General features: G+C 70.7%; 18 protein-coding genes and 1 pseudogene. 11 read left to right on the top strand and 8 right to left on the bottom strand.

From position 1 onward, the window contains the following. Positions 1 to 112 precede the first annotated feature (112 nt). Both C2L59_RS39435 and C2L59_RS39430 read right to left on the bottom strand, forming a co-directional pair. Entirely contained in the window at positions 113 to 1573 is a 1461-nt protein-coding gene (locus C2L59_RS39435; protein ID WP_103354685.1) for a cytochrome P450, read from the bottom strand. Positions 1574 to 1877: 304 nt separating this feature from the next. Next, positions 1878 to 2789, bottom strand: a complete 912-nt coding sequence (locus C2L59_RS39430; protein ID WP_103354684.1) for an AraC family transcriptional regulator — start codon at positions 2787 to 2789, stop codon at positions 1878 to 1880. A gap of 81 nt (positions 2790 to 2870) precedes the next feature. Between C2L59_RS39430 and C2L59_RS39425 the strand changes: the two genes are divergently transcribed. After that, positions 2871 to 3275 (top strand): pyridoxamine 5'-phosphate oxidase family protein, encoded by a 405-nt coding sequence (locus C2L59_RS39425; protein ID WP_103354683.1) that lies wholly within the window; start codon positions 2871 to 2873, stop codon positions 3273 to 3275. Positions 3276 to 3281: 6 nt separating this feature from the next. Next, positions 3282 to 3737 (top strand): NUDIX hydrolase, encoded by a 456-nt coding sequence (locus C2L59_RS39420; RefSeq protein WP_103354682.1) that lies wholly within the window; start codon positions 3282 to 3284, stop codon positions 3735 to 3737. Positions 3738 to 3785: 48 nt separating this feature from the next. Here the strand turns inward: C2L59_RS39420 and C2L59_RS39415 are convergent, their stop codons facing one another. From C2L59_RS39415 to C2L59_RS39395, 5 genes are all read right to left on the bottom strand, one after another. Beyond that, entirely contained in the window at positions 3786 to 4859 is a 1074-nt protein-coding gene (locus C2L59_RS39415; protein WP_043788205.1) for a ribonucleotide-diphosphate reductase subunit beta, read from the bottom strand. A 16-nt stretch (positions 4860 to 4875) separates the two neighbouring features. Then, positions 4876 to 7779 (bottom strand): ribonucleoside-diphosphate reductase subunit alpha, encoded by a 2904-nt coding sequence (locus C2L59_RS39410; protein WP_103354681.1) that lies wholly within the window; start codon positions 7777 to 7779, stop codon positions 4876 to 4878. Between the two features lie 208 nt (positions 7780 to 7987). Continuing rightward, positions 7988 to 8578, bottom strand: a complete 591-nt coding sequence (locus tag C2L59_RS39405) for an acetoacetate decarboxylase family protein (RefSeq protein ID WP_103354680.1) — start codon at positions 8576 to 8578, stop codon at positions 7988 to 7990. Beyond that, complete coding sequence (locus tag C2L59_RS39400; RefSeq protein ID WP_103354679.1) at positions 8575 to 9414, bottom strand: enoyl-CoA hydratase-related protein; 840 nt, start codon at positions 9412 to 9414, stop codon at positions 8575 to 8577. The genes C2L59_RS39405 and C2L59_RS39400 overlap by 4 nt, the downstream gene beginning before the upstream one ends. 83 nt (positions 9415 to 9497) lie before the next feature. After that, positions 9498 to 9794 (bottom strand): hypothetical protein, encoded by a 297-nt coding sequence (locus C2L59_RS39395; protein ID WP_146060501.1) that lies wholly within the window; start codon positions 9792 to 9794, stop codon positions 9498 to 9500. Between the two features lie 186 nt (positions 9795 to 9980). Here C2L59_RS39395 and C2L59_RS39390 point away from each other — a divergent pair, with 186 nt between their 5' ends. From C2L59_RS39390 to C2L59_RS39350, 9 genes and pseudogenes are all read left to right on the top strand, one after another. Beyond that, complete coding sequence (locus tag C2L59_RS39390; RefSeq protein WP_233223939.1) at positions 9981 to 13271, top strand: NACHT domain-containing NTPase; 3291 nt, start codon at positions 9981 to 9983, stop codon at positions 13269 to 13271. An 84-nt stretch (positions 13272 to 13355) separates the two neighbouring features. Further along, a pseudogene (locus tag C2L59_RS39385) lies at positions 13356 to 13550 on the top strand (IS481 family transposase); the annotation flags it as partial. Positions 13551 to 13733: 183 nt separating this feature from the next. Continuing rightward, positions 13734 to 14525: a TIGR03084 family metal-binding protein gene (locus tag C2L59_RS39380; RefSeq protein ID WP_103354677.1), complete on the top strand. Its 792-nt coding sequence runs from the start codon at positions 13734 to 13736 to the stop codon at positions 14523 to 14525. Beyond that, complete coding sequence (locus C2L59_RS39375; protein ID WP_103354676.1) at positions 14522 to 16210, top strand: acyclic terpene utilization AtuA family protein; 1689 nt, start codon at positions 14522 to 14524, stop codon at positions 16208 to 16210. The genes C2L59_RS39380 and C2L59_RS39375 overlap by 4 nt, the downstream gene beginning before the upstream one ends. Further along, positions 16207 to 17355, top strand: a complete 1149-nt coding sequence (locus C2L59_RS39370; RefSeq protein ID WP_103354675.1) for an acyl-CoA dehydrogenase family protein — start codon at positions 16207 to 16209, stop codon at positions 17353 to 17355. Before C2L59_RS39375 ends, C2L59_RS39370 begins: the two co-directional genes overlap by 4 nt. Continuing rightward, positions 17352 to 18950 (top strand): acyl-CoA carboxylase subunit beta, encoded by a 1599-nt coding sequence (locus tag C2L59_RS39365; protein WP_199199543.1) that lies wholly within the window; start codon positions 17352 to 17354, stop codon positions 18948 to 18950. The genes C2L59_RS39370 and C2L59_RS39365 overlap by 4 nt, the downstream gene beginning before the upstream one ends. Positions 18951 to 18957: 7 nt before the next feature. Then, positions 18958 to 20907 carry a biotin carboxylase N-terminal domain-containing protein gene (locus C2L59_RS39360; RefSeq protein ID WP_103354673.1) on the top strand — a complete coding sequence of 650 codons (1950 nt, stop codon included), beginning with the start codon at positions 18958 to 18960 and terminating at the stop codon, positions 20905 to 20907. Continuing rightward, positions 20904 to 22070: an acyl-CoA dehydrogenase family protein gene (locus C2L59_RS39355; RefSeq protein WP_103354672.1), complete on the top strand. Its 1167-nt coding sequence runs from the start codon at positions 20904 to 20906 to the stop codon at positions 22068 to 22070. Before C2L59_RS39360 ends, C2L59_RS39355 begins: the two co-directional genes overlap by 4 nt. A 7-nt stretch (positions 22071 to 22077) precedes the next feature. Beyond that, positions 22078 to 22674: a TetR/AcrR family transcriptional regulator gene (locus tag C2L59_RS39350; protein WP_103354671.1), complete on the top strand. Its 597-nt coding sequence runs from the start codon at positions 22078 to 22080 to the stop codon at positions 22672 to 22674. Here C2L59_RS39350 and C2L59_RS39345 read toward each other — a convergent pair. Then, the gene (locus tag C2L59_RS39345; RefSeq protein ID WP_103354670.1) at positions 22671 to 23471 is read right to left on the bottom strand and encodes a helix-turn-helix transcriptional regulator; all 801 of its coding nucleotides are present in this window, start codon (positions 23469 to 23471) and stop codon (positions 22671 to 22673) included. The genes C2L59_RS39350 and C2L59_RS39345 overlap by 4 nt on opposite strands. Positions 23472 to 23488 lie beyond the last annotated feature (17 nt).

The raw sequence follows: 23488 nt of genomic DNA, 5'->3' as shown, positions 1-23488 counted from the left end.
TGCCACGCCATCATGCGCGTCACGGGGTGTCTACCGGCTGAACGAGTGAACGAATCTCCACAACCGGTAACTTTTCGTTACCGGGTGTATGCGCTGGTGGACAGTACGCGGGTCAGCGGGGCGCCAGGTGGACCGGGAGACCGTCCGCGGGCACCGGGAGGGAGACGTAGTCCCAGCGCGCGGTGTAACTCTTTGGAACCGACCAGCGGTACGCCCGCAGCAGTTCGTGCATCAGCAACTTCACCTCGAGCCCGCCGAAGTGCAGCCCGATGCACTTGTGCGCGCCGCCGCCGAACGGCATCCACGCCATCCGGTGCGACTTGTCCTCGCGCCGCGGCTCGGCGAACCGCTCCGGGTCGAAGGCGAAGGGGTTCGTCCAGCACTCCGGCGTGAAGTGGTTGACCGTGGGCGAGACGCCAACCAGGGTGCCCGCCGGGATGTAGTGGCCCAGCACCTCGGTGTCCTTGACGGTCTGGCGGGTCAGCGACGGCACCGGCGCGACCAGCCGCAGCGCCTCTTTCATCACCAGGTCGAGGGTTTCGAGCTGTTCGACGGCGTCGATGTCGAGGAGGCCGTCGCCGAGAGCCAGGGACTCTTCACGGGCGCGTTCCTGCCACTCGGGGTGCTTGGCCAGGTAGTAGGCCATGGCGCTGCTGGTGATGGTGGTCGTGTCGTGCGCGGCCATCATCAGGAAGATCATGTGGTTGACGATGTCGGTGTCGGAGAACCGGTCGCCGTCCTCGGTGGTGGCCTGGCAGAGCGCGGCGAACAGGTCGTCGCCGCCGGAACGTCGTTTGGCGGGCAGGGTTTCACCGAAGTAGCGCTCGAGGACCTTCCGCCCGTGCAGCCCGGCCGACCAGCGCCCGCCGGGCACCGGGAAGCGCACGAAGGCGGTGCCGGCCCGCACGGAGCTGACGAACGCGCGGTTGATCCGGGCCGCGTCGCCGCCGCTGGGCATGCCCATGAACACGCGGGTCGCGACGTCGAGGGTCAGCTGCTTGAGCGCCCAGTACAGCCGCGGCCGCCCGGCCGCGCCCCAGCCCGCGACGCCTTCGCGCAGCGCGGGCCCCATTTCGCCGACGTAGCCGGCCAGCCGCGGGCGCGTGAAGGCTTCCTGCATGATCCGGCGGTGCAGGTGGTGCTCACCGAAGTCCATCAGCATCAGGCCGCGCTCGAAGAACTTCTCGATGAAGAACTTCCAGCCCTCCTGCGAGAACGCCTTGTCCTTGTTGACGAGCGCGATCTGCGTGGCTTCCGGCCCGGACAGCGCGACGATCTTCCGGCCGAACCCGCCGGTCCACGACACCGGGCCGTAGAGCTCGTGGCGGCGCAGGCCGAAGGCGGGGCCGAACCGCATCATCTCGAGCATGTGCCCGACCACGGGCGGCCCTTCGTCGCCGAGCACCGGCTTGAGGCCGCTGCCGGCGGGCGGGGTGGCGAGCTCCTTGACGGGCCAGCGCGACCGCAGCCACCGCTCGTCGACTTTGTGCGGCAGGGGGAGCGCGGTCAGCGCGGGAACGCGGTCACGCAGTGCTTCGGCGGCTCGGCTCACGGTGCCCGGCAAAACGACCATCTCCCCGTCGAGATCGGCTACCCCTCCACGATGCCCTCTTGTTGACGGTCTGACAACACCTGGGCGGCCGTCTTTTCGGGTGGTCCCGGCCGGCGCCGGCCGAGCCGGAGGGGCTTCCGGGCTGTGGTGGGTTCCTTGAACGCTGCCTAACGGGCGGCGCAGTACAACTGACGATGCGACCCCACGGCGTCGCCCGCCGGGAGGGCCTTGTCGGCCGCAGGCAGGGAGGTCGCATGGTCGCGGGTATTCGAGCCGGCGCGGTCTTGGGTTTTGGCGCAATACGAGCAGAATCCGACTTGGTCGATCAAACGGCGGCCCGCCGGTACTCGCTCGGCGTTACGCCGCGGACCCGCTTGAAGGCCGCGCTGAACCCGAAGGCGTCGGCGTACCCGACCTGCCGGGCGACCTCCGAGACGGTGACAGCCGGCCGTTCCGTCAGCAAGTCCGCCGCGAGGGCCATCCGGCGGCGGGTCAAGTACGTCAGCGGCGGTTCGCCGACCAGGTCGGCGAACCGCTTGGCCAGCGTCGAGCGGGACACCCCGGCGCGCTCGGCCAGTGCGGCGACCGTCCACGGTGCCGCGGGCTCGTCGTGCAGCAGGCGCAGCGCGGGCCCGGCCACCGGGTCGCGCTGGGCCGTCCACCAGGCCGGGGGTTCGCCGCCCGGGCGGTCGAACCACGCGCGCAGCGTGCAGACGAGCATCCAGTCGAGCAGGCGGTCGAGCACCACCTGCTGCCCGGGCGTGTCGGCGGCGACCTCCTCGGCGAGGTGGTCCAGGACGGCGTCCCCGGTGCCGCCGCCGACAACGCGCAGCACGACGGGCAGGGCGTCCAGCAGTGGCCGGCTCACCTCGCCGCCGGCCGGGTAGGCGCCGACGATCAGGGTGGTCGGGCCGTCGCCGTCGTCGCGCCAGCCGCGCCGGTGCCGCGTGCCGCCCAGCTCGGGAGCGGCGCAGAACTCGCCGCACGCCACCGGTTCGGCGGCGGTGCCGAGCTCGTCGACAAAGGTGAAGGTCCCCGGCCCGCGCACGACGACGGTGTCGTACGCCCGCAGCGGCTCGGGCTCGCCGTGCCCGGGGACGATCCAGCCGCCGCCGGAGAGCACGGTGCACAGGGTCAGCGGGGCGCCGTCGACGAAGTGCAGGGAGAAGGGCGGCGTGAGCGCCGAGCTGCCGAAGAGCGAGCCGCGGGCCCGCGCGAGGTCACCGAACACGTCCACGGCCCCGACGTTAGACGAATGGACAGGCATTCCGGCGCTTCACCCATGGGATCGTCCGCGGGCAAGCGGTTGAATCGAGACATGACCGCACTGACTTCCGACGACCTCGAGTTCCTCCGCCGTCCCCTGCACGGCTTCCTGACGGTGGCCGGCGCCGAGCCCCGCCCGGTCTGGTTCGAGGCGGCCGGCGACGGCACGATCCAGCTGTTCACCGAACCGGACGCGCTCAAGGTGCGCCGCGCCCGCCGCGACCCGCGGGCGTCGCTCGTGGTCGCGGCCCCGGTGGGGGAGCGGGAACGCTGGGTTTCGGTGGCCGGCCGCGTTTCGATCGAACCGGACGGCGCGCGCGACCTCGCCGCCCGCCTGGCGGCGCGGTACTGGGACCTCGGCGACCCGGCCCGGGCGGCGGACCTGGAGGCGATCCTGAAGATCGACCAGGTGCGGCTGGTGATCCACCCGGAAACCGTGCGCCGCTACGCGTACTGACGCGGGATGGCCGAGCTGCCGGTTCGCGATCGGGCGGGCAACGTGCTCCTCGCCGTGCGCCGGGTCGCCGAGAGCGAGCTGCCGCGCCTGGTGCCCGCCGCCCTGGTCGTGGTCGTGCACGCCGGCGCCGTCCTGCTGATGTTCGACAAGCGCCGCCGGCAGTGGGAGCTGCCCGGCGGGATGGCCGAACCCGGGGAAACCGCCCGCGAGACCGCGGCCCGTGAACTCGCCGAAGAAACCGGCATTCACGGCGTGGCGCTGACCTTCGCCGCGGTGGCCGAGTTCGCCCTGACCCGTCCGGTGCGCCGGGAACTCCTCGCCGTCTACCGGGCCGAGCTCGCCACCGCGCCCCGGCTGACGCTCAGCGAGGAAGGGCTCGGCTTCCGGTGGTGGTCGCCGCGCGAGCCCGTCGATCCGGACGTGAGCCCGCTGGATGCGGAGATGGCGATCCGCACGACGTGAAACGGCCCCGCTCCGGCGAACCGGAGCGGGGCCGGGTGCGGCCGGGACTCAGTCCCAGTCGAGGGCGCCGCCCGACTGGTACTCGATCACGCGGGTCTCGAAGAAGTTCTTCTCCTTCTTCAGGTCCATCGCCTCCGACATCCACGGGAACGGGTTCTCCGTCTCCCCGAAGATCGGCGCCAGCCCGATCTGCTGCGCGCGGCGGTCGGTGATGAAGTGCATGTACTGCTCGCACAGCTGCGCCGACAGGCCCAGCATGCCGCGCGGCATCGTGTCGCGCGCGTACTTGACTTCCAGCTCGCACGCCTCCTGCAGCATCCCGCGGACCTCGGCCTGGAACTCTTCGGTCCACAGGTGCGGGTTCTCGATCTTGATCTGGTTGATGCAGTCGATGCCGAAGTTCAGGTGGATCGACTCGTCGCGCAGGATGTACTGGTACTGCTCGGCGATGCCGACCATCTTGTTCCGGCGGCCCAGCGACAAGATCTGCGCGAAGCCGGTGTAGAACCACATGCCCTCGAAGATCACGTAGAACGCCACCAGGTCGCGCAGGAACGCCTGGTCGGCCTCCGGCGTGCCGGTCTCGAAGTCCGGGTTCTCCAGGTTCTGCGTGTACTTCAGCGCCCACGCGTCCTTGTCCGAAATGGACGGGACCTCGCGGTACATGTTGAACAGCTCGCCCTCGACCAGGCCGAGGCTCTCGCAGATGTACTGGAAGGTGTGCGTGTGCACGGCCTCCTCGAACGCCTGGCGCAGCAGGTACTGGCGGCACTCGGGGTTGGTGATCTGCCGGTACACCGCGAGCACGATGTTGTTGGCCACCAAGGACTCCGCGGTCGCGAAGAAGCCCAGGTTGCGCTTGAGCATCTGCCGCTCGTCCTCGGTGAGGCCGTCCGGCGACTTCCACAGCGCGATGTCGGCCTGCATGGCGACCTCGGTCGGCATCCAGTGGTTGTTGCAGCCGGCCAGGTACTTCTCCCACGCCCACTTGTACTTCATGGGCAGCAGCTGGTTGACGTCGGCGCGCGCGTTGATCATGCGCTTGTCGTCGACGTTGATCCGGGCGGCGCCGACCTCGATCTCCCCGAGGCCGGTCGCGTCCGTCGTCTCCACGTTGGTCATTTCGGCAGGGATTCCTTTACTGGCAGGCTTCGCAGTCGGGGTCGTCGATGCGGCAGGCGGCGCCCTCGGTGGCGACGAAGTCGACGTCCGGCTCGGGCTTGGGCGCGGGTGCGGGAGCAGGCGTCGGCGTGGGCGCCGGGGCCGGGGCGGCCGCCGGGGCCGCAACAGCCGGCGTGGCCGAGACGGCGTTCAGCTTGCCGTCGGTGCCGCGCAGGGTGCTCTTCTCCACGTGCGTCGCGGACTGCGCGCGCAGGTAGTACGTGGTCTTGAGGCCCTTGTGCCACGCGTAGCGGTACAGCTGGTCCAGCTTGCGGCCGCTCGGTGCCGCGATGTAGAGGTTCAGCGACTGCGCTTGGTCGATCCACTTCTGGCGCACCGAACCCGCGTCGACGATCCACTTCGACTCGATCTCGAACGCCGTCGCGTACAGCGCCTTCAGGTCGTCCGGGACGCGGTCGATCTGGCCGAGGCTGCCGTCGAAGTACTTCAGGTCGCTGACCATGACCTCGTCCCACAGGCCGCGGGCCTTGAGGCTCTTGACCAGGTGCGGGTTGACGACGGTGAAGTCGCCGGACATGTTCGACTTGACGAACAGGTTCTGGAACAGCGGCTCGATCGACTGCCCGACGCCGGAGATGTTGGAGATCGTCGCGGTCGGCGCGATCGCCATCACGTTGGAGTTGCGCATGCCGACCGTCTTGACGCGCTCGCGCAGCGGCGCCCAGTCCAAAGTGGACGAGGTGTCGACGTCGAGGCCGTCACCCTGGCGGGCGTCGATGAGCAGCTGCAGCGAGTCGATCGGCAGGATGCCCTTGCTCCACAGCGAGCCCTCGAACGACTGGTACTGCCCGCGCTCCTCGGCGAGGTCGGTCGACGCCGAGATCGCGTAGTAGGAGAGGTGCTCCATGGACACGTCGGCGAACTTCACGGCCTCTTCCGAGGCGAACGGGACGCCGATCTCGAACAGCGCGTCCTGGAAGCCCATGATGCCCAGGCCGACCGGGCGGTGGCGCAGGTTGGAGCGGCGCGCCTCCGGGATCGTGTAGAAGTTGATGTCGATCACGTTGTCCAACATGCGGACGGCCGTGCGCACGGTCTTCTCGAGCCGCTCGGTGTCCAAACCGGACGGGGTGACGTGCTTGAGCAGGTTGACCGAGCCGAGGTTGCAGACCGCGACCTCGTCGACGGTGGTGTTCAGCGTGATCTCGGTGCACAGGTTGGACGAGTGCACGACGCCGACGTGCTGCTGCGGCGAGCGCAGGTTGCACGGGTCCTTGAAGGTGATCCACGGGTGGCCGGTCTCGAACAGCATGGTCAGCATGCGGCGCCACAGGTCGACCGCGCGGATCCGGCGGAACACCTTGATCTCGCCGCGCTCGGCCATCGCCTCGTACTCGCGGTAGCGGGCGGAGAACTCGTTGCCGTACAGGTCGTGCAGGTCCGGCGTCTCGTTCGGCGAGAACAGCGTCCACTGCGCGTCGGCCTCGACGCGGCGGAGGAACTCGTCCGGCACCCAGTTCGCGGTGTTCATGTCGTGGGTGCGGCGGCGGTCGTCACCGGTGTTCTTGCGCAGGTCGAGGAACTCCTCGATGTCCACGTGCCATGTCTCGAGGTACGCGCAGGCCGCGCCCTTGCGCTTGCCGCCCTGGTTGACCGCGACGGCGGTGTCGTTGGCGATCTTGAGGAACGGCACGACACCCTGGGACTGGCCGTTGGTGCCTTTGATGTGCGCGCCGAGACCGCGGACCGGGGTCCAGTCGTTGCCGAGGCCGCCCGAGTACTTGGCCAGCAGCGCGTTGTTCTTGTACGCCTGGAAGATCGAGTCCAGGTCGTCGTCCACCGTGGTCAGGAAGCAGGACGACAGCTGCGGGCGCGTGGTGCCGGAGTTGAACAGCGTCGGCGTGGACGCCATGAAGTGGAAGCTCGACAGCAGCTCGTAAAACTCGATGGCACGAGATTCCCTGTCGTCCTCGCGGATCGCCAGGCCCATGGCGACGCGCATGAAGAACGCCTGAGGCAGCTCGAAGCGGGTGCCGTCGTGGTGCTGGAAGTACCGGTCGTAGAGCGTCTGCAGGCCGAGGAAGCCGAAGTCGAGGTCGCGCTCGGGGCGGATCGCGGCGGTGATCTTGTCCAGGTCGAAGCGCTGCAGCTCGGCGTCGACCAGCTCCAGCTCGATCGCGCGGCGCAGGTAGGCGCGGAAGTACGCGGGGTACTCGGCCGCCATCTCGTCCTGGCTGGCCTGACGCGGCTTCTTCGCGAGGTAGCTCAGCGCCTCGCCGCGCAGCTTGTCCAGCAGCAGCCGGGCGGAGACGTAGGAGTAGTTCGGCTCCTGCTCGACGAGCACGCGGGCGGCCAGGACCTGGGCCAGGGCCAGCTCGTCGGCGCTGATGCCGTCGTAGAGGTTGCGCTTGGCCTCGGCCAGCACCGGCTCGGCGGTGACGTCTTCGAGGCCGGCGACGGCCTCGATCACGACGTGGGAAACGCGGGCCCAGTCGAGCGGGCGCAGGACGCCGTCGGTGCCCTTGACGTTCAGCGCGACCTCGGTGGCGGCCGGCTTGGCGGCCTCGCGGGCCTTGGCGCGCTCGTCGCGGTAGAGGACGTAGGCGCGGGCGACCTTGTGGTGCTCGCCGCGCATCAGCGCGAGTTCGACGATGTCCTGGATCTGCTCGATGTGCAGGGCGGTTTCGGGGCCGGCGTGGCGCAGCAGGGTGGTCTCGACCTGCTGCGTGAGCTCGGCGACGACGTGGTGCACGCGGGAGGACGCGGCGGCGTCGCCGCCCTCGACCGCGAGGAACGCCTTGGTCAGCGCAACCGAGATCTTGCCGGCGTCGAACGGCGACACGCTGCCGTCCCGCCGGATGACCCGGATCGCGGTGGGGGTATCGGCCGCGGCGGGCCGCTGACCGGTTTCGACTGACATGCGTGTCTCCAAGTTTTCGGGCGCGTTCGATCGCCACACGGCCTCGCGAGGCCGTGCGCTGCGGTTTCTCCAAAGCTGCCCGGCGACCCTCCGCAGCGGTCTCCCCGTCGCTGGGGGCTGCCGGTTCCCAGAGACTACATGTAGGGGTTGGTGCTCGCACGGGACCCTAGATGGCGTGTCACGAGTTCACCCTGACGGGATCAGGTGCTCACCCAGCGGTGCCGAACCGCAGCTCCGCGCCGGGCAGGGCGAGGCTCAGGAAGGGCCGCCGGCCGGCCAGGTAGCCGAGCGGGCCGCGCGGGTTGACCGTCCAGTCGGCCGCGGCGAGGCCGGGCCGGATCTTCGCGCCGACCGGCGTCCGCACCGGGGTGCCGTCGCGGTCCTGGAGGACGTCGAACCGGCCGGGGAGGGCGAGCGGCGAGCCCGGCCTCGGCGTGAAGGCGGCGGTGGCGATCCAGTCGTCGCCGGTGGCCGCGGTGTACGTGCGGTCGGTGAACTGCAGGGCGGCGAGGTCCTTCGGGATGGCCCACAACTCGCGCCCGCCGCGGAGCGACCCTTCGGAGTCGACCCAGATCTGGGTGATGGTGCAGGTGGTCCGCCGGCCCCGCACGGGGACGGCGGCGAGCAGCTCGTGGTAGCTGAGCTGCCCGGGCTCGCGGTAGGCGATCCAGGCGGTGAAGACGGAGGTGTACCCGGCGACGGACAGCGCGCCCGGGTGCACGTCGCGCGCGGGGACCCGCCAGATCGAGACGTGGGCGTCGGCGACGAGGTTCCAGGGCTGCGGCGGGTACGGGGTCATTTCTCCAGCCAGGGCAGGTAGTCGGGCAGGTCCTTCTCGACGCGCATGCCGAACGAGGGCGGCCGCTTCTGCAGGAACGACAGGACCCCTTCGACGGCGTCCGGGTTGGCGCCGAGGCCGCCGATCAGCTTCGAGTCGAGTTCGTGCACGGGGAACGGCGACTCGGCGCCGGCCATCCGGTAGAGCAGCTGCCGGGTGACGGCGACCGACACCGGCGCGGTCGTCTCGACGATCTCCCGCGCGAGCCTCATCGCCTCTTCGAGCACGGTTCCGGTGGGGAAGACCTGGTGGACCAGGCCTTTTCCGAGCGCCTCGGAGGCGGGGAAGACGCGGCCGCTGATCATCCAGTCGAGCGCGGTGCCCATCCCGACGAGCCGGGGGAGGAACCAGGCGGACGCGCCTTCGGGGTAGATGCCGCGGCGGGTGAAGACGAACCCGAACCGCGAGTCCGCCGACGCGAGCCGGTAGTCGCAGGAGAGCGTGATGGTGAGCCCGCCACCGACGGCGGCCCCGTGCAGGGCGGCGATGACGGGCTTGTTCATGGTGAAGATCCGCTTCGAGCACCGCCCGGCGGGTTCCTGCCAGGCCGCGTCCGGGCCGTCCGCCGGGTCGAAGTCGAAGCCGCCTTGCGAGAGGTCGGCCCCGACGCAGAAGTCCTCACCGGCCCCGGTCAGCACGACGACGCGCACGTCCTCGTCCCGATCGGCCCGATCGAGGGCGGCGCCGAGCTCGTCGGCCATCCGGACCGTGTACCCGTTGCGCGCCTCGGGGCGGTTGAGCGTGACAATGGCGACCCGCTCCGCGACGGCGTAGGTGATCTCGGCGTAGTCGGCCATGCGACGAAGCTATTGCAGCCGGCCGCTACTGGCAAGATGTCAATAGTGGGTCCGACGGGGGGTGGCGCGGCTGGAGCGCCGGCTTAGGTGGAACCGCGGCGGGCGCGGCGGGCCACCCAGGCCGAGGCGCCGCCGGCCGCAGCCGCCGAAGCCCACGGGACCACGGCGCCGACCACGACCACGGCGCCGACCAGCAGGACGAACAGCGAAACGATCCTGAGGAAAGCTTCCCGGTCGCCGGTGAAGGCAAGGTTGACGACCTGAACGAGCAACCGGGAATCGGGCTCTTCGGTGTGCCGGGACAATTCCCGGTCTGTTGAGGGCGCGATTTGCCCGCCGGGCATCTCGTTCTCGCCTGGGACGTGTTTCCGGGTCTGCATGGTGCCTCCTCGGCCGGCGCTGGTGGAGGTCGATCGTTCGTCGATTCCCGGCGAATTGGGGCCTCGAGCGGGTGAAGCGGGCAGGTTGTGAGCTACGCTGCTCGCTGCTTCGGGCGGCGATTTCACCCGCTGCGGGCGAGGGATGGGGGCGGGGAGGGAGCCATCGCTACACGGAGTGACCGGCAGTTGTACGACGAGCTGCGCGTCCTCAAGGGCAAAGCCGACGCCGCGCGTCGCAAGGCTGGGCTCCGTCCGCTCTCGCAGGACGAGATCGAAAAAATCCTGCGCAGACCTCCGTATCTGATCGCCGAATTTCGTGGTCAGCGGCTGAGCGACTGGCTGTCGGACGATTTTTCGAAGACCAAAACGCCGTCGGCGAACAGCCTGGCCGCCGTGTTCGCGCTCGTGCGGGTGTGGAGCGAGCAGGCCGGGATGAGCGCTCCCGCCGAGCGGTACTGGGCGGACTTGTTGGAGGCTGCCCAGCCCGGCCGGCCCGCCAAAGGCCGCACCCGGCCGGAGTCCGAGCCTGCGGGCAGCCCGGCTCACTCGCTGATCGACGACTACATCGCAGCGGCCGTCCGGGCCGCTCAAGAGCACCCCTACCCGGGCGTCCTGCCGGGGAACACGCCGCCGCTGACCGAGGTCTACGTGCATCAGCGCGTCCGAGTCGAAGAGGCACGTGCGCGATCGGCGGTTCCCGGGTCGCTCGCCGCGAGCCCGGTCCCGGCCTTGGTCGGCGAAGCTGCTCCTTGGACGTCGGCACCGGGCCGGCGTGCGCCGGGTCGCTTGTCCGCCGCGGAAATCCTGGACAACGACCGCATCTGTGTGGTCGTCGGCGCCCCCGGAGGGGGCAAGACCAGCCTCTTCCGCACCCACCTGATCCGGGCCGTCGAGGCGAGGAGGGCGGGTGAGCTCGAGACCTCCCTGCCGATCCTGGTCTCCGCGGCCGCCTTGTCGGGCAAGCCCCTGGCCGCTGCACTGGCGGAGGCAGCCACCGCGGAGCTGAGCAGTTTCGGCCTGCTCGAGAAGCTGCCGGACGACCTGTTCAAGAGGTGCCCCTACGAAGATGTGCCGTGGCTCGTCATGGTCGACGGGCTCGACGAAATCACCGACCCGGCCGGCCGCCGGAACCTGCTGGCTGCGCTGGACCAGATTTCCGACGGCAGCCGCGGGCGCCAGTACCGGTTCGTCATCGCCACCCGGCCCCTTCCCGACTGGGAGCTCAACGTCCTCGGGGCGCAGGCCCCGGTGTACGAGCTGGAACCTTTCACCTGGTCGGACCTCAAACGCGTGTCCGCCGACTGGTTCCGCGTACTCGGGCTCGAGAACCCGGGCCGGGTGGCCGGGAGGTTCGCGACCGCGGTGCGGCGGACCAGGGTCTTCGGTCTGGCCCGGACGCCGTTGATGGCGGCGCTGCTCTGCCAGCTGCACGGCGCGAATCCGGACGCGCCGCTGCCGGCCAGCCGCGGGGAGATCTACCGCAAGTACGTCGAACAGCTGGCACGGCGGATGCAGAGCGCGGACACGTCGGGCATCCAGGCCCAGGTGCGGGCCAGCTTGGCGCGCTACGGGGACGAGGCTCTCGCCGAGGGGTGGCGAACCCTCGAGCGCCTGCCCGAACTGATCTCGCGGTCTGCGGCCGACATGCAGGGTGGCAGCACGGTGTCCATCCTGGACATCGTCGCCGGGCTGCCCGGCGCCGTGTGTCCCAAACGGGTCCCGGCCTCCGCCTGGCGCGAGTACCTGCAAAGCCTGTTGCAACGCAGCGGCCTGGTGCTCCTGCGGGGCGGTGACCTGTCGTTCTTCCACCAGACCGTCGGTGAGTTCCTCGCCGCCGCACACGCGACGCGCTCGGCGTCGGCGTCCCTGGAGTCGCTCGCGGTACTGTTCGGGAGGAAGGGGCGCGTTCCTCTCGTCGAACGGGTCCTCGGCCGACGGGTACTGCCACCACCGGAAGTGGACACCTCGTTCACCGGGTTCGTCATCGACCAGTGCGGCGACGTGCAAGATGCCGTCGCCGGCTACCTGCTCCGGCTGGTCGACCGTGGCGGCTTGGCCGGGTGCGGGTTCATCGCCGTGCTGCTCCGGCTCGGCACCGATGTCCCCCGCAACGTCGTCCTGGCCATGGCCGGAAAGCTGGTGGACCTGGTCTGGAGCCTGGGTGGTCCGGTGAGCTCCGCGCCTTCACACCGTGCCCGAGGCGTGGTCCGGGGTGATCAGGAGCGGTTCGAGAACGCCTTCCTGGCCCTCCGGCTCCTGGCCTCGATCGGCGCGGACGACGCGCTCGACCGGCTGCGCTCGATCGCTCGCGACGAAGACCTCCATCCCGCAGTCCGGGCCAGGGCGGCCGAGGCCGTCATCGACGTCGGGGTCGACGTCGCCACCGCCGTCGAGTTGCTGGACGAGCTGGCCAGGGACAAGTCGATCGGCTCGCGGATGCGCGCCACGCTCGCCGCCCGGGTGGAATCGCTGGATCCGGCCCACGTGTCCCGCCTGCTCGTCGATCTTGCCCGCGACGCCACGCTGGCCGGGCGTGAACGGGTCGCGTCGGTCATGGTCCTCCGCGGCCACGAAGCCACGCTGGCGTCGGATCTGTTCGCCGAACTCGCACTGGACGCCCGGATGAGCGGGTACTCGCGGGTCCGATCCGCGGGTGTTCTGGCCGGCGCGGGGGAGCTTCGCGGGATCGAACTGCTCGACGGATTGGCGCGTGCCGCCGACGTTCCGGTCTACGTGCGCGAGGAAGCGGTCCGTGCGCTGGTGAAGCACGGTGGCTCCAAGGCGGAAGACGCGTTGTCGAAGCTGGCGTCGGATCTTTCGGTCGATCCCCACGTGGGGATCCGGGCGGCCGGCGCGCTCGCGGAACGCGGAGACAAAGGTGCGTTGAAGGAGCTCGAACGCATCGCGAGGCAACGCCACAATGACCACAACGTTCGGATCGGCGCGGTCGAGATGCTGGCGGCGATGGCTGAGTACGACCCGATCGAGCTGCTCGAGTCGCTGGTCCGGGACACGACGCTCGACGACAACGGGAGGCTGCGGGTCCTCGAAATCATGCTCGAAGTCGGCGGCCGTCGTGGCGCCGACGCGGTCAAGTCCCTCGTCGATGATCGCACTCTGGGCGACTGCGCCCGCGTGTTCGCCGCGGGCCTGCAGGGACCGATCGACAAGGCGGCCGCGGTTCGCGCTCTTCTCGGCTTCGTCGGTGACCGGAGTGTGGCGGGAGTGGCGCGCGTCGACGCGGCCGAGCTGCTCGCCCATCTGCTGCTCGGCGAGTACGCGCGGCTGTCGGGCACCTTGGACGTTCGCGTGTCCAGCTCGGACGACTTCCGGTCGGATCCCGTCGGCAACATCGACCTGGACCGATTGGTCGTCACCGACCTGATCGACGACCTGAGCCGCGATCGGCGGGTTTCGCGCGCCGATCGCGGCCGGGCGATCGATGTCCTCCGCCGGTTCTACCTGTGGCGGAGCTAGTTGTAGTGACCATGGACGTTGTTGACGGTTGAGCGGCGCTTCGTTTCCCGCCGTAATGCCCTGTTGACCTTGCACGGCCGCAGGTTGCTGATCGACCGTGTCACTGCTGCACGCCAGTCGCTCATGTCGCTGCCGAGCTGAGGATCCACCGTGCACCGAATCCTGACCCGCCACCACATGCCGAAACTGGCCTGGCTGGACCGCCCCGCCGGACAACCCATCCGCCGCTACGAACGCGCCCGCCCCGGCGAACTCCTGCACGTCGATGTGAAGAAACTTTGCCCGGGTTCCTGCACCGCTACAACCACCACCGCGCTCACACCTCACTCGGTGGGAAGCCACCCATCACCCGCGTCAGCAACTTCACGGGGCACTACAGCTAGTACCCTCAAAACAATCAGGCGTGCTTGATTTTTCTGCCCGCCGGTGCCACCCTGGCTGCCGGACGCAAGGAGGCGGGCGATGGCGGATCTCGGCGTGATCCTCGGGGATCTCGACGCGGAGACACGGACGATCGACGACGTGGTGGCGGCGCTGCCCGCGGCCGGCTGGGCGCGCACGACACCGGCCGAGGGGTGGACGATCGCGCACCAGATCGCGCACCTGGCCTGGACCGATCGCAAGGCGCTGATCGCGGCCGCGCACCCGGAAGAGTGGCAGGCCGAGGTCGAAGAGCTGCTCAAAGCCGGGGAGACCTACGTCGACGACGGGGCCGCCGCCGGGGCTCAGCGGCCGCCCGAGGAGATCCTCGAAGACTGGCGGGCCGGGCGTGCGGCGCTGGCCGAGGCGCTCGCCGCGGTGCCGGACGGGCAGAAACTGCCCTGGTACGGGCCGCCGATGAGCGCCGCGTCGATGGCCACCGCGCGGATGATGGAAACCTGGGCGCACGGGCAGGACGTCTTCGACGCGCTCGGGCTCACCCGCGAACCGACCGCGCGCATCTGGCACATCGCCCGCTTCGGCACCCGGACCCGCGACTTCGCCTACAAGGTGCACTCGCTCGCCCCGCCGGCCGAGGAGTTCCGCGTCGAACTCACCGCGCCCGACGGCTCCACCTGGGCGTTCGGGCCCGAGGACGCCGAGCAGAAGCTGACCGGCACCGCCCTGGACTTCTGCCTCGTCGTCACCCAGCGGCGGCACCCGGCCGACACCGGCCTGGTCGCCCACGGCGCCGACGTCGAGGAGTGGCTCGGCATCGCCCAGGCCTTCGCCGGCCCGCCCGGCGGCGGCCGCAAGCCGGGGCAGTTCGCATGACCTACCGCATCGGCAACGCTTCCGGCTTCTACGGCGACCGGTTCTCCGCGGTGCGCGAGATGCTCACCGGCGGCCCCCTCGACGTCCTGACCGGCGACTACCTGGCCGAGCTGACCATGCTCATCCTCGGCCGCGACCGGATGAAGGATGCGAGCCGCGGCTACGCCAAGACGTTCCTGCGTCAGATGGAGGAAAACCTCGGGCTGGCGCGGGAAAACGGCGTCAAGATCGTCGCCAACGCGGGTGGGCTGAACCCCGCCGGGCTCGCCGACGCCCTCCGCGAACTCGCCGCGAAACTGGGCCTCGACGTCAAGGTCGCCCACGTCGAAGGCGACGACCTCGTCGCCCGCGCCGACGAGCTGGACCTCGGGAAACCGTTGACCGCCAACGCCTACCTCGGCGCCTGGGGCATCGTCGAGTGCCTGAACGCGGGCGCCGACGTCGTCGTCACCGGCCGCGTCACCGACGCCTCGGTGATCGTCGGCCCGGCCGCCGCGCACTACGGCTGGGCCCGCGACGACTTCGACGCCCTCGCCGGCGCGGTCGCCGCCGGGCACGTCATCGAGTGCGGCGCCCAGGCCACCGGCGGCAACTACGCCTTCTTCACCGAGCACACCCTGGGCGTCCCCGGGTTCCCGATCGCCGAGATCGAGGCCGACGGCTCCAGCGTCATCACCAAGCACCCGGGCACCGGCGGGGTGGTGAACACCGGTACGGTCACCGCCCAGCTGCTGTACGAAATCACCGGCGCGCGGTACGCCGGACCGGACGTCACGACCCGGTTCGACACGCTCTCGCTGACCGAAGACGGGCCGGACCGCGTCCGGATCTCCGGCGTGCGCGGGGAAGCGCCGCCGCCGACGCTGAAGGTCGCCCTGAACACCCTCGGCGGCTTCCGCAACGAGACGACGTTCGTCCTCACCGGACTGGACATCGAGGCGAAAGCCGCGCTGGTGCGGGAACAGCTCGAAGCGTCCTTGAAGGACCGGCCGCCCGCCGACGTCCGGTGGACCCTCGCGCGCACCGACCACGCCGACGCCGGCACCGAACAGACCGCGAGCGCCCTGTTGCACGTCGCCGTCAAGGACGCCGACCCGAAGGTGGCCGGACGGGCGTTCACCGGTGCCGCCGTCGAACTCGCGCTGGCCAGCTACCCCGGCTTCCACGTGACCGCGCCGCCGTCGGACGCCTCGCCGTACGGCGTCTACACCGCGGCCTATGTGGACGTTTCCCAGGTTCCCCACGTCGCGGTGCTGCCGGACGGAATGCGAGTCGACATAGCGCCTTCGCTGTCCACCCGGGGCCTGTCCGATGTGGACGAGCCCGCGCGGCCCGAACCACTGGACCACGGACCGGTGCGGCGGGTGCCCCTCGGGACGGTCGCCGGGGCGCGCAGCGGCGACAAGGGCGGCAACGCCAACGTCGGCGTCTGGGGCCGGTCCGAAGAAGCCTGGCGGTGGCTGGTGCACCGGCTGACCGTCGCCGAGTTCAAGCTGCTGCTGCCGGAGACCGCCGACCTGCCGGTGACGCGGTACCTGCTGCCCAACCTGTGGGCGATGAACTTCGTCGTCGAAGGCATCCTCGGCGAGGGTGTCGCCTCCCAGGCGCGGTTCGACCCGCAGGCCAAGGCGCTCGGCGAGTGGCTGCGCTCCCGGGAAATCGACGTACCCGAGGTGCTCCGGTGACCGATCCCTTCCGCACGCCCGAACGGGCCGAGCTGCGCAAGACCGTCCGCAGGTTCGTCGAGCAGGAGGTCCTGCCGCACCTCGACGACTGGGAGCGCGCCGGCGAACTGCCACGCGACCTGCACCGCACGGCCGGGGACCTCGGCTTGCTGGGCGTCGCCTTCCCCGAGGAGATCGGCGGGGGAGACGGCAACTACCTCGACGCGCTGGTCGTCGCCGAAGAGATGCACTACGCGGGCGGCTCCGGCGGATTGTTCGCATCGCTGTTCACCTGCGGCATCGCCGTTCCGCACATCGCCGAGGCGAACGATCCCGTCCAGGTCGAACGCTGGGTGCGGCCCACCCTCGAAGGGGTCAAGATCGGCTCGCTCGCCGTGACCGAGCCCGACGGCGGCTCGGACGTGGCCGGGATCCGCACCACCGCCGTCCGGGAGGGCGACGAGTACGTCATCAACGGCGCCAAGACGTTCATCACCTCCGGCTGCCGCGCGGACTTCGTGACGACGGTCGTGCGCACCGGCGGCGACGGCGCCCACGGGCTCTCGCTGATCGTCGTGGAGCGCGGGACGCCCGGGTTCACCGTCTCGCGCAAGCTCGAAAAGATGGGCTGGCTCTGCTCCGACACCGCCGAGCTGTCCTACGTGGACGTCCGGGTGCCGGCGGAGAACCTGATCGGCGCCGAGAACAGCGGGTTCGCGCAGGTGGCCACCCAGTTCGTCACCGAACGGCTTTCGCTGGCCGTGCAGGCGTACGCGCACGCCCAGCGGGCGCTCGACCTGACGCTGGACTGGTGCCGGCTGCGCGAGACGTTCGGCCGGCCGCTCATCTCCCGGCAGGTCGTGCAGCACAAGCTGACCGAGATGGCGCGGCGCGTCGACGTGGCCCGCACCTACACCCGGCAGGCCGCGATCCGGCACGTTTCGGGCGAGGAGGTCATCGCCGAAGCCTGTTTCGCCAAGAACACCGCCGTCGAGGCCGCCGAATGGGTGGTCAACGAGGCCGTCCAGCTGCACGGCGGGCTCGGCTACATGCGCGAGTCCGAAGTGGAGCGGCACTACCGCGACGTCCGGATCCTCGGCATCGGCGGCGGCACCACCGAGATCCTCACCGGCCTGGCCGCGAAGCGATTGGGATACACCTCGTGACTACTCTGAGGTCCACTGTGGACAGGCGGGCCGCCGAATTCGGCGCCAACCGCGAGGCGATGCTGGAGAAGCTCGCCGAGATCGACGCCGAGCACGCCAAGGCCGTCGCCGGCGGCGGCGAGAAGTACGTCGAGCGCCACCGCAAGCGCGGCAAGCTTCTCGCCCGGGAACGCATCGAGCTGCTGCTCGACGAGGACTCGCCGTTCTTGGAGCTGTCGCCGCTGGCGGCCTGGGGCACCGACTACCGCGTCGGCGCGAGCCTGGTGACCGGCATCGGCGTCGTCGAAGGCGTCGAATGCCTGATTTCGGCCAGCGACCCGACGGTCAAGGGCGGCGCGAGCAACCCGTGGACCACCAAGAAGAGCTTCCGGGCCGCGGACATCGCCGCGCAGAACCGGCTGCCGTCGATCAACCTCGTCGAGTCCGGCGGTGCCGACCTGCCGACGCAGAAGGAGATCTTCATCCCGGGCGGCCGGATCTTCCGCGACATCACGCGGGCCTCGGCCGCGGGCTGCCCGACGATCGCGCTGGTCTTCGGCAACTCCACCGCGGGCGGCGCGTACCTGCCCGGCATGTCGGACTACGTCGTGATGGTCAAGGAACGCGCGAAGGTGTTCCTCGGCGGGCCGCCGCTGGTCAAGATGGCCACCGGCGAGGAGTCCGACGACGAGTCGCTCGGCGGCGCCGAGATGCACGCCCGGACGTCGGGCCTGGCCGACTACCTGGCCGCCGACGAGCAGGACGCCATCCGCCTCGGCCGGAACATCGTCAAGCGGCTGAACTGGACCAAGCAGGGACCGACGCCGAAGCCGGACTACGCCGAACCGCTCCACGACACCGAGGACCTGCTCGGCATCGTGCCGACCGACCTCAAGGTGCCGTTCGACCCCCGCGAGGTGATCGCCCGCGTCGTCGACGGCTCCGACTTCGACGAGTTCAAGCCGCTCTACGGCTCGTCGCTGGTGACCGGCTGGGCGAGCATCCACGGCTACCCGGTCGGCGTGCTGGCCAACGCCCAGGGCGTGCTGTTCGGCGAGGAGTCGCAGAAGGCCGCGCAGTTCATCCAGCTGGCCAACCAGATCCAGACCCCGCTGGTGTTCCTGCACAACACGACCGGCTACATGGTCGGCAAGGAGTACGAGCAGAGCGGCATCATCAAGCACGGCGCGATGATGATCAACGCCGTGTCGAACTCGAAGGTCCCGCACCTGTCCGTTCTCATGGGCGCGTCCTACGGTGCCGGGCACTACGGGATGTGCGGCCGCGCCTACGATCCCCGGTTCCTGTTCGCCTGGCCGAGCGCGAAGTCCGCGGTGATGGGCCCGGCCCAGCTGGCCGGTGTGCTGTCCATCGTGGCCCGCGCGGCCGCCGAAAGCCGCGGCCAGGAGTACAACGAGGAGCACGACAAGGCCATGCGGGCCATGGTCGAGGGCCAGATCGAGGCCGAGTCGATGCCGATGTTCCTCTCCGGCATGCTCTACGACGACGGCATCATCGACCCGCGCGACACCCGTACCGTGCTCGGTCTGAGCCTGTCCGCGATCCACAATGGACCAGTGAAGGGCGCCGAGGGCTTCGGCGTCTTCCGGATGTGAGCGAGCGATGATCCAGAACCTGCTGGTCGCCAACCGCGGCGAGATCGCCCGCCGCGTCTTCCGCACCTGCCGTGACGCCGGCATCGGCACGGTGGCGGTGTTCTCCGACGCCGATGCCGCCGCGCCGCACACCCTCGAAGCCGACGCGGCGGTCCGGCTGCCCGGCAACGCGCCTTCGGAGACGTACCTGCGGGCCGAGCTGCTGGTCAAGGCCGCGGCCGGCACCGGCGCCGACGCCGTCCACCCCGGGTACGGCTTCCTGTCCGAAAACGCCGCCTTCGCGCGGGCCGTGCTCGACGCCGGGCTCACCTGGGTCGGGCCGCCGCCGGAGGCCATCGAGACCATGGGCTCCAAAGTGGAGTCCAAGCGGCTGATGGCCGCGGCCGGCGTCCCCGTGCTGTCCGAACTGGACCCGGACTCGGTCACCGAAGACGACCTGCCGTTGCTGGTCAAGGCGTCCGCGGGCGGTGGTGGCCGCGGCATGCGCGTGGTCCGCTCGCTCGGCGAGCTGGCCGAAGCGGTGGAGGGCGCGAGCGCCGAGGCGGGGTCCGCGTTCGGCGACCCGACCGTCTTCTGCGAGCGCTACCTGGAGACCGGGCGGCACATCGAGGTCCAGGTGCTCGCGGACCGGCACGGCACGGTGTGGGCGGTGGGGGAGCGCGAGTGCTCGATCCAGCGCCGGCACCAGAAGGTCGTCGAGGAGGCGCCGTCGCCGTTCGTCGACGCGGCCATGCGCGAGGAGCTGTTCGACGCCGCGCGCAAGGCCGCCCAGGCGATCGGCTACGTCGGCGCGGGCACGGTCGAGTTCCTCGCCGGGCCCGACGGCCGGTTCTACTTCCTCGAGATGAACACCCGGCTGCAGGTCGAGCACCCGGTCACCGAGAACGTCACGGGCCTCGACCTGGTCGCCCTGCAGCTGCGGATCGCCGAGGGCGAGCGCCTCCCGGCCGGCCCGCCGCCGGCCGTGGGCCACGCCATCGAGGTCCGGCTCTACGCCGAGGACCCGGCCGCGGGCTGGCAGCCGCAGAGCGGCACCCTCCACACGTTCGAAGTGCCCGATGTGGACCGTTCCTTCACCCACGGGCCGGGACTGCGGCTCGACTCCGGATTCGAGACCGGGTCCGTCGTGGGTGTCCACTACGACCCGATGCTCGCCAAGGTGATCACCTGGGCCCCCACCCGTGCCGAAGCCGCCCGGCGGCTCGCGAAGGCCCTCGCCGCCACGAAGATCCACGGCGTCGTCACCAACCGCGACCTGCTGGTGAACATCCTGCGGCACGACGCTTTCCTGGCCGGGGAGACCGACACGGCGTTCTTCGACCGCCACGGCCTCGACACCCTCGCCGCACCGCTCGCCACGCCCGACACCGAGCGGCTCTCCGCGCTGGCCGCGGCGCTGGCGGACGCGGCCGGCAACCGGGCGCGAGCCACCACGCAGAGCCGGCTGCCCAGCGGCTGGCGCAACGTCCGCTCGGCCGGGCAGCGCAAGATCTTCACCATCGGCGACCGCGAGTACGAGGTCGTCTATTCGCTCACGCGGGACGGCCTTCGCGCACAAGGTTTCGACGCGGAACTGGTCGACGCCGAGCCCGGCCGGGTCGTGCTGGACGTCAACGGGGTGCGGCGCACCTTCGACGTCGCCCGCCACGACGGCGTGTCCTATGTGGATTCCGCGCTCGGGTCGGTGGCGCTGACGGCCGAACCGCGGTTCGCCGACCCGGACGCCGCGCTCGCGGCGGGATCGCTGGTCGCGCCGATGCCGGGCACCGTCGTGCGGCTCGCCGTCCAGGCCGGTGACCCGGTCAAGGCCGGAGATCCGCTGCTGTGGCTCGAAGCGATGAAGATGGAACACCGGATCGCCGCCCCCGCCGACGGCGTGGTCGCGGAACTGCCGGTGACGGTCGGACAACAGGTCGAAGTGGGCACGATCCTCGCGGTGGTGGGAGAAGAAGCATGAACGCCATGAACTTCATCGAGCCGGAGGAGCGGATCGCGCTCCGCAAGGCCGTCGCCGAACTCGGCGCCAAGTACGGCCACGAGTACTACGCGCGCAAGGCCCGCGCCGGCGAGAAGACCCACGAGCTGTGGGACGAGGCCGGGCGCCTGGGCTACCTCGGCGTCAACATCCCCGAGGAGTACGGCGGCGGGGGCGCGGGCATCGCCGACCTCGCCGCGGTCCTCGAAGAACTCGCTGCCGCCGGCTCGCCGTTGCTGCTCATGGTCGTCTCGCCGGCCATCTGCGGCACGGTGATCTCCCGGTTCGGCACCGAAGAGCAGAAGAAGCAGCGGCTGCCCGGCATCGCCGACGGCACCAAGCGGATGGTCTTCGCGATCACCGAACCGGACGCCGGGTCGAACTCGCACAAGATCACCACCACCGCGAAGCGCGACGGCGACGGCTGGGTCCTCAGTGGACGCAAGGTCTACATCTCCGGCGTCGACGAGGCCGACGCGGTGCTCGTCGTCGGCCGCATGGAGGACTCGAAGACCGGGCGGCTCAAGCCCGCGCTGTTCATCCTGCCGACCGGCACCGAGGGCTTCGAGTACACGAAGATCCCGATGGACATCGTCGCGCCGGAGAACCAGTTCTCGCTGTTCCTCGACGACGTCAAGCTGCCGGCCGAAGCGCTGGTCGGCGAGGAGGACGCGGCCATCGCCCAGCTGTTCGCGGGCCTCAACCCGGAACGCATCATGGGGGCGTCGTTCTCCCTCGGCATCGCGCGGTACGCCCTCGCCAAGGCCGTCGGCTACGCCAACCAGCGGCAGGTCTGGGGCACGCCGATCGGCGCGCACCAGGGCCTCGCGCACCCGCTGTCGGAGATCAAGATCGAGCTCGAACTGGCGAAGCTGATGACGCAGAAGGCCGCGTCGCTGTACGACTCCGGCGACGACTTCGGCGCGGGGGAGTCGGCCAACATGGCCAAGTACGCCGCCGCCGAGGTGGCCATCCGCGCGACCGACCAGGCCGTGCAGACCCACGGCGGCAACGGGCTGGCCACCGAATACGGCCTCGGCACGCTGGTGACGGCGGTGCGGCTCGGCCGGATCGCCCCGGTCAGCCGCGAAATGGTGCTCAACTTCGTCGGCCAGCACAGCCTCGGTCTCCCGAAGTCCTATTAGGAGAGTCTTGACCGGCATCCGCGAACCCCAGCAGGAACGCAGCCGCACGACGCGGCGGCGGCTGGTCGAAGCCGCGCTCGACAGTTTCGGCGAGCGCGGCTGGCACGGCGTGACGGTGGCCGGCATCGCCGAGCGCGCGGGCGTCTCCCGCGGCGCGGCGCAGCACCACTTCCCGGCGCGCGAAGACCTCGTGGTGGCGGCGGTCGACCTGCTCGGCGAGGCACAGATCGACGAGCTGCGCGCCCAGGCCGCCGACCTCCCGAGCGGCGCGTCCCGCATCGAGCGCGTCGTGGAGATGGTGCTCAACCTGTACACGGGCCCGCTGTTCCGCGCGGCGTTGCAGCTGTGGTCGGTGGCGGCGACCGACGACGCCCTCCGGGACGTCCTGGTCCCCCTGGAGGCCCGGGTCGGCCGCGAGGCGCACCGGGTGACGGTGGAGCTCCTCGGCGTCGACGAGTCCCGCCCGGGGGTGCGCGAGCTGGTCCAGGCCACCCTCGACCTGGCCCGCGGGCTCGGCCTGGCGAACCTGCTGACCGACGACGCCCGGCGGCGGAAGCAGATCGTGCGGGAGTGGGCGCGGACGCTGGAGCTGCGGCTGGGCTAGAGCCGGGCGAGGGCCGTCCGGCTCTGCTCGTCCGCGGCGCGGTGGAGCACCAGCAGCTGGTCCGGGTCCTGCAGGGGCCGCAGGGTCTCGAACTGCACGGTCAGCTCCCCGGCCTCGGGGTGCCGCATGGCTTTGTGGCCGCGGCCGGTGACCTTCACGTCCCCGGCCGCCCAGCAGCGGGCGAAATCCGCATTGCCGGCGGTGAATTCGGCGATGAGGCCGGTCAGGGCGCGGTCGTCCGGGTGGGCGGCCCAGGCGGCGCGCAGGTGGGCGACCCCGTCGCGGACCACGCGTTCGCGGTCGAGGTAGCGGTCGCGCACCGGCGGGTGCATCAGGCACAGCCACATCGAGTTGCGCCGCGCCGGCGGCAGCGTCGCCGGGTCCACCAGCAGCCGGGCCATCCCGGTGTTCCAGGCGAGGATGTCGTAGCGGTGGTTCAGCACCATCGCGGGCAGGGCCAGGTCGTCGACCAGCCGGGTCAGCGGCGCCGCCGCCGTGGTGACGAGCCGGCCGGTGTCGCGGGGGCGCCGGCGGGTCAGGTCGAACAGGTAGGCGCGTTCGTCGGGGGCCAGGCGCAGCGCCCCGGCCAGGGCCTCCACCACGTCCGCCGACGGCCGCAGCCCGCGCGCCTGCTCCAGCCGGACGACGTAGTCGACGCTGATGCCGGCCAGTTCGGCGACGTCTTCGCGGCGCAGGCCCGGCGTGCGGCGGCGCGGCGGGAGGCCGAAGTCGCGCGGGTCCAGGCGTTCCCGCCGGGTCCGCAGGAACGCGGCCAGCTCCGCGGTGGGGGTCGTCATGATCGCTGCAACCCGCG

This window comes from Amycolatopsis sp. CA-128772 (assembly GCF_002904295.1).
In the GTDB taxonomy this organism is placed as follows: domain Bacteria; phylum Actinomycetota; class Actinomycetes; order Mycobacteriales; family Pseudonocardiaceae; genus Amycolatopsis.
The sequence above is the reverse complement of the archived record's forward strand: the minus strand, read 5'-3'. Positions and strand labels throughout refer to the sequence as shown.